Source organism: Pseudomonas gingeri, assembly GCF_013385635.1.
GTDB classification, from domain to species: Bacteria; Pseudomonadota; Gammaproteobacteria; order Pseudomonadales; family Pseudomonadaceae; genus Aquipseudomonas; species Aquipseudomonas gingeri_A.
In genome coordinates this window covers 1-15,948 of the sequence record NZ_JACAPR010000042.1, presented here as the reverse complement: position 1 = coordinate 15,948, position 15,948 = coordinate 1, and the positions used below count along the sequence as shown (strand labels likewise).

The 15,948-nt window shown below is 62.9% G+C and carries 14 protein-coding genes; 8 read left to right on the top strand and 6 right to left on the bottom strand.

The window, feature by feature from the left end:
• Positions 1–963, top strand: coding sequence for a LysR family transcriptional regulator (locus HX851_RS32075; RefSeq protein WP_177058469.1), 963 nt, complete (start codon positions 1–3; stop codon positions 961–963).
• On the opposite strand, the gene HX851_RS45245 is transcribed toward HX851_RS32075, so the two are convergent.
• The 3 genes from HX851_RS45245 to HX851_RS32065 all read right to left on the bottom strand — a co-directional run bounded on the left by HX851_RS45245 (position 905) and on the right by HX851_RS32065 (position 5,264).
• A complete protein-coding gene (locus HX851_RS45245) occupies positions 905–1,096 on the bottom strand; it encodes a PA3496 family putative envelope integrity protein (RefSeq protein ID WP_256262434.1) in 192 nt (63 codons plus the stop codon). The two genes, HX851_RS32075 and HX851_RS45245, sit on opposite strands and share 59 nt — an antisense overlap.
• Before the next feature lie 214 nt (positions 1,097–1,310).
• On the bottom strand, positions 1,311–2,177 hold the full coding sequence (gene hexR, locus HX851_RS32070) for a transcriptional regulator HexR (RefSeq protein ID WP_017129376.1): 867 nt from the start codon (positions 2,175–2,177) through the stop codon (positions 1,311–1,313).
• Positions 2,178–2,384: 207 nt separating this feature from the next.
• Positions 2,385–5,264 (bottom strand): GGDEF domain-containing phosphodiesterase, encoded by a 2,880-nt coding sequence (locus tag HX851_RS32065; RefSeq protein ID WP_177058472.1) that lies wholly within the window; start codon positions 5,262–5,264, stop codon positions 2,385–2,387.
• 295 nt (positions 5,265–5,559) lie between these two features.
• Between HX851_RS32065 and uvrD the strand changes: the two genes are divergently transcribed.
• The 4 genes from uvrD (at position 5,560) to HX851_RS32045 (ending at position 9,941) form a co-directional block, all read left to right on the top strand.
• Entirely contained in the window at positions 5,560–7,740 is a 2,181-nt protein-coding gene (uvrD, locus tag HX851_RS32060; protein ID WP_177058474.1) for a DNA helicase II, read from the top strand.
• Between the two features lie 154 nt (positions 7,741–7,894).
• Positions 7,895–8,335 (top strand): EamA family transporter, encoded by a 441-nt coding sequence (locus HX851_RS32055; protein WP_177058476.1) that lies wholly within the window; start codon positions 7,895–7,897, stop codon positions 8,333–8,335.
• A 191-nt stretch (positions 8,336–8,526) separates the two neighbouring features.
• Positions 8,527–9,399, top strand: a complete 873-nt coding sequence (locus HX851_RS32050; protein WP_103032609.1) for a Tim44 domain-containing protein — start codon at positions 8,527–8,529, stop codon at positions 9,397–9,399.
• Positions 9,400–9,533: 134 nt separating this feature from the next.
• On the top strand, positions 9,534–9,941 hold the full coding sequence (locus HX851_RS32045; RefSeq protein ID WP_017129371.1) for an SMI1/KNR4 family protein: 408 nt from the start codon (positions 9,534–9,536) through the stop codon (positions 9,939–9,941).
• A 141-nt stretch (positions 9,942–10,082) separates the two neighbouring features.
• Here HX851_RS32045 and HX851_RS32040 read toward each other — a convergent pair whose 3' ends face one another.
• The gene (locus HX851_RS32040) at positions 10,083–11,846 is read right to left on the bottom strand and encodes a cation:proton antiporter (RefSeq protein WP_177058478.1); all 1,764 of its coding nucleotides are present in this window, start codon (positions 11,844–11,846) and stop codon (positions 10,083–10,085) included.
• Between the two features lie 285 nt (positions 11,847–12,131).
• Between HX851_RS32040 and HX851_RS32035 the strand changes: the two genes are divergently transcribed.
• Positions 12,132–12,617: an acyl-CoA thioesterase gene (locus HX851_RS32035; RefSeq protein WP_177058480.1), complete on the top strand. Its 486-nt coding sequence runs from the start codon at positions 12,132–12,134 to the stop codon at positions 12,615–12,617.
• A gap of 128 nt (positions 12,618–12,745) precedes the next feature.
• On the opposite strand, the gene pdxY is transcribed toward HX851_RS32035, so the two are convergent.
• The gene (gene pdxY, locus HX851_RS32030) at positions 12,746–13,618 is read right to left on the bottom strand and encodes a pyridoxal kinase PdxY (RefSeq protein WP_177058482.1); all 873 of its coding nucleotides are present in this window, start codon (positions 13,616–13,618) and stop codon (positions 12,746–12,748) included.
• Between the two features lie 114 nt (positions 13,619–13,732).
• On the opposite strand from pdxY, the gene HX851_RS32025 reads away from it, so the two are divergent.
• A complete protein-coding gene (locus HX851_RS32025; RefSeq protein ID WP_177058484.1) occupies positions 13,733–14,137 on the top strand; it encodes a DUF3301 domain-containing protein in 405 nt (134 codons plus the stop codon).
• 381 nt (positions 14,138–14,518) lie between these two features.
• On the opposite strand, the gene HX851_RS32020 is transcribed toward HX851_RS32025, so the two are convergent.
• Positions 14,519–15,496 carry a CobW family GTP-binding protein gene (locus HX851_RS32020; RefSeq protein ID WP_177066467.1) on the bottom strand — a complete coding sequence of 326 codons (978 nt, stop codon included), beginning with the start codon at positions 15,494–15,496 and terminating at the stop codon, positions 14,519–14,521.
• 35 nt (positions 15,497–15,531) lie between these two features.
• On the opposite strand from HX851_RS32020, the gene HX851_RS32015 reads away from it, so the two are divergent.
• A complete protein-coding gene (locus HX851_RS32015; protein WP_177066490.1) occupies positions 15,532–15,888 on the top strand; it encodes an NADH:ubiquinone oxidoreductase in 357 nt (118 codons plus the stop codon).
• Positions 15,889–15,948 lie beyond the last annotated feature (60 nt).

Below are 15,948 nucleotides of genomic sequence, written 5' to 3'. Positions count from 1 at the left end.
ATGCGTAAGTCATTGATGCGTATGACATTGCGTCAATTGCAAATTTTCAATGAAGTCTGCGACCTGCGTTCCTACAGCCGCGCAGCCGACGAAATGTCTCTCACACAACCTGCCGTTAGCCTACAAATTCGTCAGCTGGAAGAGCTGATCGGCCAGCCTTTGTTTGATTATGTCGGCAAAAAGCTCTACATGACCGAGGCGGCTGAAGCGTTACAGCGGGCGAGCCGGGACATTTTTGGCCGGCTGGAAAACCTCGATATGCAACTCTCGGACATGCAGGGTTCGCTGCAGGGGCAACTGAAACTGGCGGTGGAATCCAGCGCCAAGTACTTCGTGCCGCACCTGTTCGCCGCGTTCAAGCGCCAGCATCCGGAGGTCAACCTGCACCTGACGGTGGTCAACCGCGCGCAGGCGCTGCGACGCCTGTCGGACAACCGCGACGACCTGCTGATCATGTCCATGGTGCCGCAGGACATGGGCCTGGAATTCCTGCCGTTCCTGAACAACCCGATTGTCGCGGTGGCGCGCCCGGACCACCCGTTGTGCCATATGGGCCCGCTACGTTTGCAAGACCTGGAGCCCTACACACTGCTGATAAGAGAGTCGGGCTCAGGGACGCGAATGGCCTGCGAGGAGTACTTCAAGGAGAAACGCGTGCACTTCTCGCAGACGCTGGAAGTGACCTCGGGCGAGGCCCAGCGCGAGTGCGTGGTGGCGGGGCTGGGCCTGGCGCTGTTGACGCGCCACGCCCTGAGCCTGGAACTGGCGACCGGCGTGCTCCGGGAACTGCCGGTGGAAGAACTGCCGCTCTATCGCAGTTGGTGCGTGGTTCAGGCCAGGGACAAACGCCTGTCACCGGTCGCCCATGCGTTCCTGGGGTTTATCCGTAGTGAACGTTTGCAAATCAGCGGGCTGGTTGAGCGCTTCGACGGTCGGCTGCCGAGTCAGCCTGCCAGTAATTGAGTGCGGCGATTTCCTGTTGCAGTTGGCGCAGTTCGGTGCGGTCTTCGATCGCGCGACGGAATTCCATGCGGCGCTGATCTTCCTGCTGCCGACGGGTCTTGACGCTGCTTTGCTCTTCGTGGTGCCGGGCCATTTCGAGTCTCCCAGGGTGGGTAAGAGACTTTCAAGATGGACGCCGGGCGTTACGGTTTGGCGGCAGGCGGGTGACAGGCAGATGAATATTGCCTTGGGTGATGGAGCGCCGGTTCGGTCGTCTTCGCGGGCAAGCCCGCTCCCACAAAGCCCGGAAAAACCTGTGGGAGCGGGCTTGCCCGCGAAGGGAGCGCCGCAGGACTTCCTGACCAGTATCAGTCGTCCAGCGCCTTCACCGACTTGGGCGACAGGCGCAGGCTGCGCAAGCTGCGCTTGACGCTCTTGAGGTGGTTCACCAGGCTCGGGCCACGGGCCATCGCCACGCCCATCGCCAGCACATCGATCACCACCAGGTGGGCGATCCGCGAGGTCAGCGGCGTATAGATCTCGGTGTCTTCGTGCACATCGATCGCCAGGTTGACCGTCGACAGTTCGGCCAATGGCGTCTGGCTCGGGCACAGGGTGATCAGGGTCGCGCCGCTTTCACGCACCAGGTTGGCGGTGATCAGCAGATCCTTGGAACGCCCCGACTGGGAAATGCAGATCGCCACGTCGGTGGGCTTGAGCGTCACCGCCGACATCGCCTGCATGTGTGGATCGGAGTAGGCCGCGGCGGTCAGCAGCAAGCGGAAGAATTTGTGCTGGGCGTCCGCCGCCACCGCGCCGGACGCACCGAAGCCGTAGAACTCCACGCGCTGGGCCGCCGACATCGCCGTCACCGCCCGCTGCAACGCGGCCGGATCGAGCTTCTCGCGCACTTCCATCAGGGTGTGCAGCGTGGTGTCGAAGATCTTCAGGCTGTAGTCGGCGACCGAATCGTCTTCATGGATCGCGAACTGCCCGAAGCTGGCGCCCGCCGCGAGGCTCTGCGCCAGCTTGAGCTTGAGGTCCTGGAACCCCGAGCAGCCGATGGCCCGGCAGAAACGCACGATGGTCGGCTCGCTGATGCCCACGCTGTGGGCCAGATCGGCCATGGAACTGTGCATCACCGCCGCCGGGTCGAGCAGCACGTGATCGGCAACCTTGAGCTCCGATTTGCGAAGCAGGTTGCGGGACTGGGCGATGTGTTGCAACAGATTCAAAGGACTGGACTCGATTGTTATGGGCGAACGCCTGGGATGTAGCAGTCTTGTAGTTATACTACATGAAATCCTCGATTGCCCGCTCCATTGCGTACCCAGGCTCCCTGTTGCCGTGTCGTATAGGCCATGTAGCCGCTGTGGCAAGCCACTCTCGCCGAGGCCGAACGGCATAAAAATTTCTTTCGGGATGTTTTTCCAGCCCGCGTTTCATGACAGCCGGGTACCGCTGTCGTCGCGCAGCAACCGCACCAGCTCCGTCGCCTCCACCGGCCGACTGATCAGGTAGCCCTGCACCTCGTCACAACCGTGCAACTTGAGAAACTCCAACTGCAGCGGGTTCTCCACGCCCTCGGCCACCACCTTCAACCCCAGGCTGTGGGCCATGGCGATGATCGCCCGGGTGATCGCGGCGTCCTCCGAGCCTTCGTCCAGGCCACGGATAAAGGTCTGGTCGATCTTCACGTAGTCCACCGGGAAACGCTTGAGGTAACTCAGGGACGAATAGCCGGTGCCAAAGTCGTCGATGGCCAGCTTCACCCCCAGGTCCCGCAGTTGCTGGAAGGTGGCGATGATGTGTTCGACACTGTCGAGCAACTGGCTCTCCGTCAGTTCCAGCTCCAGCAGGTGCGGGGCCAGGCCGGTTTCTTCGAGCACCTGGCGCACCAGGCTGACCAGCTTGCCCTGGCGCAACTGGTGCACCGACAGGTTCACCGAAACCCGTACAGGTGCCAGCCCCTGGCGCTGCCACTCGCAGGCCTGCCAGCAGGCCTGGCGCAACACGAACTCGCCGATAGGGCCGATCAGCCCGGTCTCCTCGGCCAGGCCGATAAAGTCCCCGGGCGGCACCCGGCCCAGGGACGGGTGATCCCAGCGGACCAGGGCTTCGGCGGCGTTCAGCCGGCCCGTCGCCAGACAGAGCTTGGGCTGGTAGAAGACTTTCAGTTGCTGCTCGTCGATGGCCTTGCGCAGCTGGTTTTCCAGTTGCAGGCGTTCGAGGGTGCTGGCCTGCAGGCTGTCGGTGTAGAACTGGAAGTTGTTGCCGCCCAGGTGCTTGGCATGTTGCATGGCGATATTCGACTGACTGACCAGCGCCGGGATTTCCCGCGCGCTGTCCGGCAGCAGACTGATACCCATGGACGCACTCACCACCAGCTCATGGCCTTCCACCGTCAACGGCAGCCGCAGCTTGCCGAGCAGGCGCGTCGCCACCCGGGCCAGGCTGGACAGGTTGCCGTAGGCATCGAACAGCACCGCGAACTCATCGCCGGACAGCCGCGCGATGGTGTCCGCCTCCGGCAGGGCATTGACCAGGCGCCGGGCCATTTTCTGCAACAACTGGTCGGCGACTTCATGGCCGAGGCTGTCGTTGAGCAGCTTGAAGCGGTCCAGGTTGATATGCAGCAACGCCAGGCTGCGCCCGCCCTGGCGGGCGCGCTGGTTGGCTTCGCGCAGGCGCTCCTTGAACAGCGAGCGGTTGGCCAGCCCGGTCAGTTCGTCGTAGTGGGTCAGGTAGCGCATGCGCTCTTCGGATTCGCGGCGAGCCGAAAGATCGGCGAAGAAGCCTACGATATGACTGACTTTTCCCCGAGCATCGCGCACGACATTCAATTGCAGCCATTGCGGATACAGCTCGCCGTTCTTGCGCGCCTCCACCAGCTCGCCCTGCCAACTGCCGTGCTGCTCAAGGGACTGGTGGATCATCGAATAATGGCGCCGGGCGTCACGACTGCACGGCAGTTCGACGACATTGCGTCCGAGCATGTCCTCGATCTGGTAGCCGGTCACCCGGCTGAACGCCTGGTTGACCGCCAGCAGCGCGTAGTTCGGGTCGAAGATCACGATGCCTTCGCTGGCGGCCTCGAACACCGTTGCCGCCAGTTGCCGCTGCCCTTCCAGCTCCTTGTGGGAACTGATATCGCGGCGGGTACCGACCATCCGTAGTACACGACCGCCGGCACTACGTTCCACCGCCCGCCCACGGTCCTCGATCCAGACCCAGTGGCCGTCGCCATGACGCACCCGGTATTCGATCAGGTAGTCCTCGGTGCGGCCCTTCAGGTGCTCCACCAGGGCACGCTTGAGCGCCGGCAGGTCTTCGGGGTGCAGGCGTGGCTTGAGGTGGCTGAGCATCGCCGTCACGTATTCGGGATCGAGACCGAACAGCTCCTTGAGCTGGGTGTGATGCACCTCGTCGGTCTGCAGATTCCAGTCCCACAGGCCGAGTTCGCTGGCTTGCAGGGCCAGGGCCAGTCGCGTCTCGCTTTTGCTCAGGGCACGGTTCGCCAGGTCCAGCTCCAGGCTGCGCTGGGCGACACGGCTTTCCAGACCGACCTGGGCTTCGCGCAGTTCCAGTTCGGCGCGGCGCCGCTGTTCGACCTCCCGCGCCAGTTCCTGGTTGAGTTGTTCGCTGCGGGTCTGGGCCTGCTGCAGGTTCTCGATCAGCGCCTGGTTCTGGAAGCGCCGCAGCAGACCGCGCTGGATCAGTCGATTGATCTGCAGGGCCACCACACTCAGCGAAACCAGCAGGATCAGACCGAGCCAGCCCCAGCCTTGCTGCGCCCCGCTGCCGCCCCAGAACAGATAGGCGATGGCCGGCAGCAGGCAGGGCAAGGTGAAACTCAGGAAAGCGGTGATGCTCACGGCATAGGCGACGCTGGCCGACAGGGTCGCCGCGCCGATCAGGCCGAAGACCCAGGCCTGTTCGAGAAAACTGTCGGTGGGCACCAGGGCGATGCCGGCGCAGGCCAGGGTCAGGCCGCTGACGGCGGAGCCCAGCAGGAACATGCGGCGCCAGATCGGCTGGGCCTGGCGACCGGGCATCGCCGAATCGAAGGCCGCGACCTGGATCACCCGCAGGGCCACCAGCGCCATCAACCACACCAGCCAGGTGCTGACCAGCAGGTAACGCTGCGGGCTCCAGAGCAACCAGGCGCAGACCAGGCCATTGATCAGCATGAACAAGGTGGGCAGCAACGAGCCCTGATACAACAGGCGCGTACGCTCGACCGCCAACTCGGTGGCGAACTGCTTGCGGATAACCCGCCCAGCCTCCACGGAGGGGCTCAGCGCATCGAAGCTGTGAGTCATGGGCATTGTTCTTATAATGATTGAGCCATAAACGTCGCAGGAGCATACACAAGCATCCGGCCGGACCAAACTGCTCCAGGTCATAAAATGTAATGGATTGACCCGCGGCAAAACCCTTAGATACAGGGCTAAGTCAGAGCCGACGCCGCCTGCGGGCAGTGACCGACCGGTCGTCATCGGCGCGGTTTTTTCTCTGGCCGGGACCCTGGACCCGATCGTTCCCCCGCAACCGTCCGATATCGACCACCCGGCATTAGGGTTTGCCCGCCCGCGGCCAGCACCCTAGAATGCGCCGATGCGCGATGATCTCTCCCTTCTGCTGAACTCCCTCAACGATGCCCAACGCCAGGCCGTAGCAGCCCCCGTTGGCCGTCAGTTGGTCCTGGCCGGTGCCGGCTCCGGTAAAACCCGGGTGCTGGTGCACCGTATCGCCTGGTTGATCCAGGTCGAAAACGCCTCGCCCTACTCGATCCTGTCGGTGACCTTCACCAACAAGGCCGCTGCCGAGATGCGTCATCGTATCGAGCAGTTGATGGGCATCAGCCCCGGCGGCATGTGGGTCGGCACCTTCCACGGCCTGGCGCACCGCCTGTTGCGGGCGCACTGGCAGGAAGCGGGGCTGAGCCAGACCTTCCAGATCCTCGACAGCGACGATCAGCAGCGGCTGGTCAAGCGGGTGATCCGCGAGCTGGGCCTGGACGAGCAACGCTGGCCGGCGCGCCAGGCGCAATGGTTTATCAACGGCCAGAAAGACGAAGGCCTGCGCCCACAGAACATCCAGGCCAGCGGTGACCTGTTCCTGGCGACCATGCGCGGCATCTATGAGGCCTACGAGGCCGCCTGCGCCCGCGCCAACGTCATCGACTTCTCGGAGCTGCTGCTGCGTGCCCTCGACCTGTGGCGCAATAACGAAGGTTTGCTCAAGCACTACCAGAAACGTTTCCGGCACATCCTGGTCGACGAGTTCCAGGACACCAACGCCGTGCAGTACGCCTGGTTGCGCCTGTTGGCCAAGGGCGGCGACAGCCTGATGGTGGTCGGCGACGACGACCAGTCGATCTACGGCTGGCGCGGCGCGAAAATCGAGAACATCTACCAGTACTCCGAAGATTTCCCGGACGCCGAGACCATCCGCCTGGAGCAGAACTATCGCTCCACCGCCGGTATCCTCAAGGCGGCCAACGCCCTGATCGCCAACAACACCGGACGCCTGGGCAAGGAACTGTGGACCGACGGCGGCGAAGGCGAGGCGATCAATCTCTACGCCGCGTTCAACGAACACGACGAAGCGCGCTACGTGGTGGAAACCATCGAAAGCGCCCTGAAGACCGGCCTGGCCCGTAGCGATATCGCCATCCTGTACCGCTCCAACGCCCAGTCACGGGTGCTGGAAGAGGCCTTGCTGCGCGAACGCATCCCTTATCGGATCTACGGCGGCCAGCGCTTCTTCGAGCGCGCCGAAATCAAGAACGCCATGGCCTACCTGCGCCTGCTGGAAGGTCGCGGCAACGATGCGGCGCTGGAACGGGTAATCAACGTCCCGGCCCGCGGCATCGGCGAGAAGACCGTCGAGTCCATCCGCGAGCACGCCCGCCACAGCGATGTGTCGATGTGGGAAGCCATGGGCCAGCTGATCGCCAATAAAGGCCTGACCGGTCGCGCCGCCAGCGCGCTGGGTGCCTTTATCGAGCTGATCGAAAACCTCGCCGCGAAAACCAAAGATACGCCGCTGCACCTGATGACCCAGATCGTCATCGAGCAATCAGGGCTGATCGCCTACCACGAAGCGGAAAAAGGCGAGAAAGGCCAGGCCCGGGTGGAAAACCTTGAGGAACTGGTCAGCGCCGCGCGCAACTTCGAGGCCGCCGAAGACGAGGAAGACCTGTCGCCGCTGGCGGCGTTCCTCGGCCACGCATCGCTGGAAGCCGGCGACACCCAGGCCGACGAACACGAAGACAGCATCCAGCTGATGACGCTGCACAGCGCCAAGGGCCTGGAATTCCCCTACGTGTTCCTGGTGGGCATGGAAGAAGGCCTGTTCCCCCACAAGATGAGCCTGGAAGAGCCCGGCCGCCTTGAGGAAGAACGGCGCCTGGCCTATGTCGGCATTACCCGGGCCATGCAGAACCTGGTCATGACCTACGCCGAAACCCGGCGCCTGTATGGCAGCGAGACCTATAACAAGGTGTCCCGCTTCGTCCGCGAAGTGCCGAAGGGGCTGATCCAGGAAGTGCGGTTGTCCAACAGTGTCAGCCGCCCGTTCGGTGGCGGCCAGCAGCAAAGCAGCAGCCTGTTTGGCGGCAGCGATATCCCCGATACCGGTTTCAGCCTCGGCCAGGCGGTGCGTCACGGCGTATTCGGCGATGGGGTGATCCTCAACTTCGAAGGCGCCGGCGCCCAGGCCCGGGTGCAGGTCAACTTCAGCGAAGGCAGCAAGTGGCTGATGCTCGGCTACGCCAAGCTGGAAGCCATCTAGCGCTCAAGGAGCGTTCCCACGCTGTGGGAGCCTAGTGTGGAAATGACTCATGTGGGAGGGGGCTTGCCCCCGAAGCTTTTAGCGATCCCAAGGGCCTCATCGCTGGCAAGCCAGCTCCCACAATGTGGGAACGATCAATGTGGAGTGCGAAATCATGGGTCCAGGCTTTTTTTCCTCGTGGACATTCTGGGCCCTGCTATCGGCGACCTTCGCCGCCCTGACCGCGATTTTCGCGAAGATCGGCATCGATAACGTCAACTCGGACTTCGCCACCCTGCTGCGCACCGTGGTGGTCCTGATCAGCCTGGCCTTGATTTTGTACGCAACGGGCCAATATCAGTCATTGAGCTCGATATCCGCCAGGAGCTATCTGTTCCTGCTGCTGTCGGGCCTGGCTACCGGTGCCTCCTGGCTCTGCTACTTTCGCGCCTTGAAAGTCGGCCCGGCCTCGCTGGTGGCACCAGTGGACAAGCTCAGCGTGGTGCTGGTGGCGATCATCGGGGTCCTGCTGCTGGGCGAGAAACTCGATCTGCGGCAGTGGGGCGGCATCGGGATGATTACCGCCGGCGTGGTATTGCTGGCTTTCCGACGCTAGCCCAGAAGATTTCATACAGAACTTAATGATGTGCATGACAGACCGATGAGTATTGGTCCTGTTGCCTTTCATGAAATGTTCAGCTTTGGAATGAGAGGATCAGGCAAAAGCCGGAAACACTCTCTCGCTAGCCAGTAACATTTCACCTGTGCAGTATGGCGCGCGTGCACTCCACAAACGGGAATTCCCTTATGCAACGTTTTCTTAGCATCGCCCTGGCGCTCTGCATCGGCCTGACGATGAGCCTCGACGCCAACGCCAAGCGCTTTGGCGGCGGCAAAAGCATGGGCTCGGCTCCGAGCCACCAGACCAGCCAGATGGCACCTGCCGCTGGCGCAGCCGGCGGTGCGGCGGCTGTCGGTGCGGCCGGTGCCGCGGGCGCGGCCGCCAAGGCCGGTGGCGCCTCGCGCTGGCTGGGCCCTCTGGCCGGCATCGCCGCCGGTGGCCTGCTCGCGTCCATGTTCATGGGCGGCGGCTTCCAGGGCATGCAGTTCTTCGACATCCTGATCATGGCGGTCATCGCCTTCGTGATCTTCCGCTTTATCGCCGCACGTCGCCGCAAGCAGCAGGAGCACCTGGCTCCGGCCGGCGCGCCGTACCAGCGTGAAGTGTTCGAACAACCGGCCCCGGCACAGAACTCGATCTTCGGCGGTTCGGCAGCCCCGGCAGCCCCCCGTCGCGTGATCAACGCCCCGGCATGGTTCAACGAAGAGCGCTTCCTGGAAGCCGCCCGCAGCCACTTCCAGTCGCTGCAGCAGCACTGGGACGCCAATGAAATGGACAAGATCGCCGAGTTCGTGACCCCGCAGATGCTGCAATTCCTCAAGCAGGAACGCGCGGACCTGGGCGACGGCTTCCAGTCCACCTACATCGACAACCTGCACGTGCAACTGGACGGCCTGGATGATCGCGCCGACAAGACCATCGCCACCCTGACCTTCAGCGGCGTGTCGAAGACCTCGCGTTTCGACCAGGGCGAGGCCTTCAGCGAAAGCTGGAACATGGAACGCCCGCAAGGCGACAACCAGCCTTGGCTGGTCGCCGGTATCCGCCAGAACGGCTGATCCAGGCGCTTTGCCTACAGCAATAAAAAACCCCGGACTTGTCCGGGGTTTTGCATTTCACGATTGCACTTGTAGCAAGCTACTGTATAAAACGCGTCATACATACCGCGCCATGAAGCAAGAGGATTGAGGCCGTGGAAGAAGTCATCGAACAATTGCGTGAAGCCAACGAACCGGTACCGGTGCCCCTGGAGTTGCCCGACGAGGATCAGTTGGTCGAAGTGGAAGAGGAGTTGTTCATCAATATCCCCTTCGTCTTCAAGGAATTCCTGCTGACCGTCAGCGACGTGGTCTATGGCAGCCTGGAGCCGGTGACCGTCACCGACCCGCAGTCCCACACCTACCTGCCCGATGTGGCGGCGAACGCCTGGGACAGTGGCGTCCCTCGTGACCTGATCCCGATCTGCCAGGACGGCGACAACTACTACTGCGTCGAGGAAGACGGCACCGTGGTGCTGTGGTCCGGCGAAGAGGAGCTGATCACCGAAGAGTCCTGGGAATCGGTCTGGCACTGGGCGCGGGACGTCTGGCTGGAAAGCTGATCAGCGCGACACCGCTGGCCCGTGGGAGCCGGCTTGCCGGCGATAGCCATCTTCCGGGTGCCAGAGATCCATCGTCGTATGGCCGCCTGTGGCGGATCGCGAGCAAGCTTGCTCCTGCAGGCGGAAATCGGCGCCACAGCCTCAGTGCCCCGCCGCATCCTTGTTGTTCTCCAGGGTCTCCAGCAGGGCGACCTGCATCCGCGTATGCACGCGGATGAACCAGCGCCACAGCACCGCCGCCACCGCCGCCGCGACCACGGCGATCAGCATGAGTAATTCGTTGGTCGGCAGGATGCTCGCCGACAGCGCCGACAGCAGCAGGAAAATCACCAGCAGCGAGAGGATCGGGATCACTTCGGCGATCACCCGCCGTACGCGCTGGGTGTGCCGCCCGGCCATCTCCGGCTTCACCCCCATTTCCGCCAGCAGCATCGACAGCGCCTTGAGCTTGCGATAGGCGGCGATCAGGAATGGCAGCGACAGCAGCAGCGCACCGCCCCAGATCAGTGCCTTGTGCCAGCTCGGCTCGCTGACCCAGCCGTCCAGGTAAGCGGCGATCGGCAGCGCGAAAAAGCCGCCGGCAAAGAAGATCGCCACCACCAGCGCCAGGTTGACTCCGACCTGCAAGAGGATCCGCCGGATCATCGACGCCAGCAACGCGCCTTCGCCCTGGGGCTGGATACTGCGCAACCACTCGCCGTAGAGGCTGAACACCCGTCCGATGCGCCGTGGCACCACCGCGGCCAGCTTCAGCGACAGCGGGTCCGCCGCGCGGATCAGGTAAGGCGTGAGCAAGGTGGTGATCACCGATACCGCCACGGCCACCGGATAGAGGAAGTGGCTGGTCACCTGCAACGTCATCCCCAGCGCGGCGATGATGAAAGAGAACTCGCCGATCTGCGACAGCCCCATGCCGACCCGCAGCGAAGTGCGGCCGTCATTGCCGGCGATAAACGCCCCCAGACCGCAGGAGAGCATCTTGCCCAGCACCACCGCCACGGTGATCACCGCAATCGGCCAGGCGTAGTCGAGCAGCACCGCCGGATCGAGCATCAGGCCGATGGCGACGAAGAAGATGGCGCTGAACAGGTCGCGAACCGGCTCGATCAGGCGTTCGATCTTCAGCAATTGCCGCGACTCGGCCATGATCGCGCCGATCAGGAACGCTCCCAGCACCATGCTGTATTCGAGCCGCACCACCAGCAGGCAGAAGCCGAAGCACAAGCCCAGCACGGTGATCAGCAGCATCTCGTTGCTTTCGAAACGGGCGACATAGGCCAACAGGCGCGGTACCAGCAGGATCCCGATCACCAGGGCGACAATCATGAACAACGACAGCTTGCCGACGGTGGAGAAGACTTCACCGGAACTCACCGTGCCGCTGACCGCAATGCTCGACAGCAGGGCGATGATGCCGATGCCGAGGATGTCCTCGACGATCAGCACGCCGAAGATCAGTTGCGCAAAGCGCTGGTTCTTCATCTTCAGGTCATTGAGCGCCTTGACGATGATGGTCGTCGAGGAAATGGCCAGGATCGCCCCGAGGAACAGCGAATCCATGGTGTTCCAGTCGAACCAGCGGCCGATCTCGTAGCCGATCCAGATCATCAGCACGATTTCCAGGAACGCCGCGATAAATGCCGTCGCCCCGACCTTGAACAACTTGCCCAGACTGAACTCCAGCCCCAGGCAGAACATCAGGAAGATCACCCCCAGTTCGGCCAGGGTCTTGATGGTGTCTTCGTCATGGATCAGGCCGAACGGCGGTGTGTGCGGACCTATGATAAAACCGGCGACGATATAGCCGAGGACCACCGGCTGCTTGAAGCGGTGGAACAGAATGGTGACTACACCCGCCACCAGCATGATCACGGCCAGGTCCTGAATAAAACTGATGGCATGCATGGCGTGACGCTCCTTGTGTTTTCACGAACAACCGGACAACCACGCACAACTCCATCTGCTGTGAGCGATCACCGTTCCAGGTGTAAGAATTTTCTATGGCATGGCTTTTTGAAGGTTAACACCGGGACTTCCGACAAAAAGCCGGTGCAATATGTAGAAACAGATCGCCGGGGGCGTGACGATGGCCCAATCGGCGGCGTCCCGTTATCGAGTGTCTGAGAAAATGAAGGAAGCGCCCGCAGAGGTGCCTGAACCCGTCCCTGCCTACCCTACCGTGAGCGTGCTATGGAACCCGGAAATGCCCAGCTGTCGATGACCGTCTTGATGACCCCGGATATGGCCAACTTCTCCGGCAATGTCCACGGCGGCACCTTGCTCAAGTACCTCGATGAAGTGGCCTACGCCTGCGCCAGCCGTTATGCCGGCCGCTACGTGGTGACCCTGTCGGTGGACCAGGTGATTTTCCGCGAGCCGATCCATGTCGGCGAGCTGGTGACCTTTCTCGCCTCGGTCAACTACACCGGCAACACCTCGATGGAAGTCGGGATCAAGGTGGTGACGGAGAACATCCGCGAACGTTCGGTGCGCCACACCAACAGCTGCTTCTTCACCATGGTCGCGGTGGATGACCAGCGCAAGCCTGCAGCCGTCCCGCCGTTGCAACCGCAGACCAGCGAAGACAAGCGGCGCTTCATCCAGGCGCAGCAGCGCCGGCAGATTCGCCAGGAGCTGGAAAAGCGCTACCAGGAAATCAAGGCTGACGCGCCTTGACCCCATGAAGCGGTCACTGTGGGAGCCGGCTTGCCGGCGATAGCGCCCGCAAGGGCGGTGCAAGGTTCAAGGGCCTCATCGCCGGCAAGCCGGCTCCCACAGGGTTCGGAGTGTTTTCACTATCCCGATTACAGGCCGATGGGCAAGGCCTCGAAGCGCACCCGCGGATGGGCAATGCGGTCCTGGGCGCGCACCAGTTCCAGTTCGTAACTGGCGCAGGCCTGGGTTTCCAGCAGGACCTCATGGACCGCCGCCGCCGTGAACTCGAACGCCGCCACCAGGCTGTCACCCAGCAGCACACGGGCCAGGAACAGGCCCGAGGTCAGGTCGCCGACACCCACCGGCTGGCGTGGAAACGCCAGCAGCGGACGACGCAGATGCCAATTGCCCTCGGCGGTCACCAGGAGCATTTCGAAGCTATCCTCGGGCTTGCCCGGATAGGCCAGGTGCTTCACCAGCACCACCTTCGGCCCGCGTGCCAGCAGGCTGCGCGCCATCGCCAGGCAATCGAACAGCGACTGCGGCGAACGCCCGCAGAAGCTGTCCAGCTCCAACTGGTTGGGGCAGAGGATATCGGCCATCGCCGCCGCTTCTTCCAGGAGGAAATCACTGACTTCCGTCGGCACGCTGCAGCCCTTCTGCGCATGGCCCATCACCGGGTCGCACAGGTACAGGGCCTTCGGGTTGACGGCCTTGATCCGCGCCACACCGCTGAGGATCGAGCGCCCCTGGGCCGCACTGCCCAGGTAACCGGAGAGCACCGCGTCGCAGTTGCCCAGCTCGCCGATGGCGGCAATGCCCTCCACCAGCTCGGGAATCTGATGGGGCGCCAGCACTTCCCCCGCCCATTGCCCGTACTGGGTGTGGTTGGAGAACTGCACGGTGTTCAACGGCCAGACATTCACCCCGACCCGCTGCATGGGAAAAACCGCCGCGCTGTTGCCGGCATGGCCGAAAACCACGTGGGATTGAATGGCGAGCAGATGAGGAGTGCGTTTCATTCCGGATTCCCGAAAGGCGGATGGATTCAAGCCGCGCAGTATGCGACGAAACAGAGCCTGTACGACAGACCGGCGAGCCAGTTAAGCTGCTCTCAACTTGTTGGAGTGGCGTTCATGCTGACCCTGGGAAATATGTTCGTGCTGATGTTGCTGGCGACCGGCGCTGCCTGGCTCTGGCACAACCACGGCCTGCGCGAACGGGCCCTGGAGCGGGTCAAGCTGCATTGCGCCAGGCTCGATCTGGAATTGCTCGACGGCGCCGTGGCCCTCAAGCGCATCGGTTTTGTCCGCGACGCCAACGGCCGGCGGCGCCTGGCCAGGATCTACAACTTCGAATTCACCGTCACCGGTGATCAGCGCCACGTCGGCACCATTACCCAGTTCGGCGCCCACAGCGCGCAGATCGAACTGCCGCCCTACCCGTTCGAGGCCAAGCCCGACCTGCCCAGCGCCGAAGTGATCGAACTGAGCCAGTGGCGCCAGGATCACCCCAAGGACCAGAGCCAGTCGCGCCACTAAGCCGTTTACCGGTGCACGACTCATGACAGCAATCGCCGGCAAGCCGGCTGCTACAGGAAGTGGTGTTGATCGTTCCCACGCTCCGCGCTCATCGTTCTACACAAGTCCCACTGACTAACGGCAGCCCACTGTAGGAGCGGGCTTGCCCGCGAAGAGGCCGACACAGCCCCGAAAAATAGGGCGTCCATACGGTCGCTTTCGTGAGCAAGCTCACTCTCACAGTGATCGATATTCAGCCAGCCACTACCGTTTTAACCCCGTTTTCCGGGCTCTTCAGGACTTGTGTAGAACGATGAGCGCTCCGCGTGGGAATGATCATGACACTGCAAACCTCTGTAGGGGCCCGGCTTGCCGGCGATGGCGATGCCACCTTCGCCCCCATCATCCCGGCACACGACAACCCGCCATTCCCGCCTTTAACCCTTCGCCACCCTGTTTTTCCGCGAAGATCAGCTCAATACGCGAATCACGCCGCCACTCGCTCGGCTGCCATTGCAAGGTGGAGTTATCCACAGCATTGGCGGAAAGCCATCCGTCCGGACTGTGGATAACCAGCTTGGCCCTGAGCCAGTCCAGGCCGGACAACCACTGGCGGGTAAGCTCGGCGTCCAGTTGCTGACTTGGATGCCAGCGCCAGCCGATGCTCCAGTTGCCTTCCTGGACATGATCCAGGCAGATCGGCTGGGTCGGATCGGCCCATATCGCCGGCAGAACCGGGTTCGCCGGGACCGCGGGCAATACTCCCGACTCGCGCCGCTCGCCCGCTTGGGGCGCGGCCAGCGCCAACAACTCCTCCAGTTCCAACGCCCCTTGCTCGCTCCAGCGCACCGGACATTCCGGCAGGCGCGCCAGCGCCCGCTCGCGTTCAGCTTCGTCCAGCCCTTGCGACTTGTTCAACAGCAGCAGGCCGGCCAGCGCCAAGGCTTCCTGCTGCGACTCGGGCAAGGGTTTGCCCACCGCCAGTGCCCGGGCATCGAGCACCAGCACGCAGGGCTGCAAGCTCAATACACCGAGCCAGGGCGCCGCACCCAGTTGCCGGAGAATCTGCGCCGGGTGACCGAGACCGGACGGTTCGATAAACAGCCGGTCCGGCTTCGCCTTGCGCAACAGCCGGCCGAGCCCGACCTGGAAGGGCGCGCCATTGACACAACACACGCAACCGCCAGCCACTTCCCCCAGTGCGATACCATCGTCAGCCCGGGTCAGCAACGCGGCATCGAGACCGATCTGACCGAACTCGTTGATCAGCACTGCCCAACGCTCGCCCTCGGGCTTCTGCGCCAGCAGGTGGCGGATCAGGCTGGTCTTGCCGGCACCGAGCGGTCCGGCGATGACATGCGTGGGAATGTTCTGCAACATAAGTGGGCCGATAGGTTTGAAGGGGTGAATGAATGATGCGGTCGATTGGCCTGGGGCTATTGCTGGCACTGGGTTCGAGCCAGGTCCAGGCGCAAGCCTGCGTGGTCCACAGCCATGGCGAGCGGCTCGACGTCAAAGTCTGCCAGGAAAACCTCAATATCCCGGCCAAGCTGTTCATCGACGGCTTCTGCCAGCCGAACCTGCCGGGACAGCAGGTCGAGGTCGAATACGTCGAGCAGTGTCCAGGCGGTTCGTTTGGCGTCTGCCGGAACGCCCAGGTAGCCAATATGCCTTACCGCCAGAATATTCACTATTACGGCGTGGCGACGGATGCCGCGTACCTCAAGCCGTTCTGTGAAAGCCAGAGCCAGGGCCAGTGGCAAGCCCCATAGTCCAGACCGCCACATGCCTCCCTGTAGGAGCCGGCTTACCGGCGATGAGGCCCTTGAGTC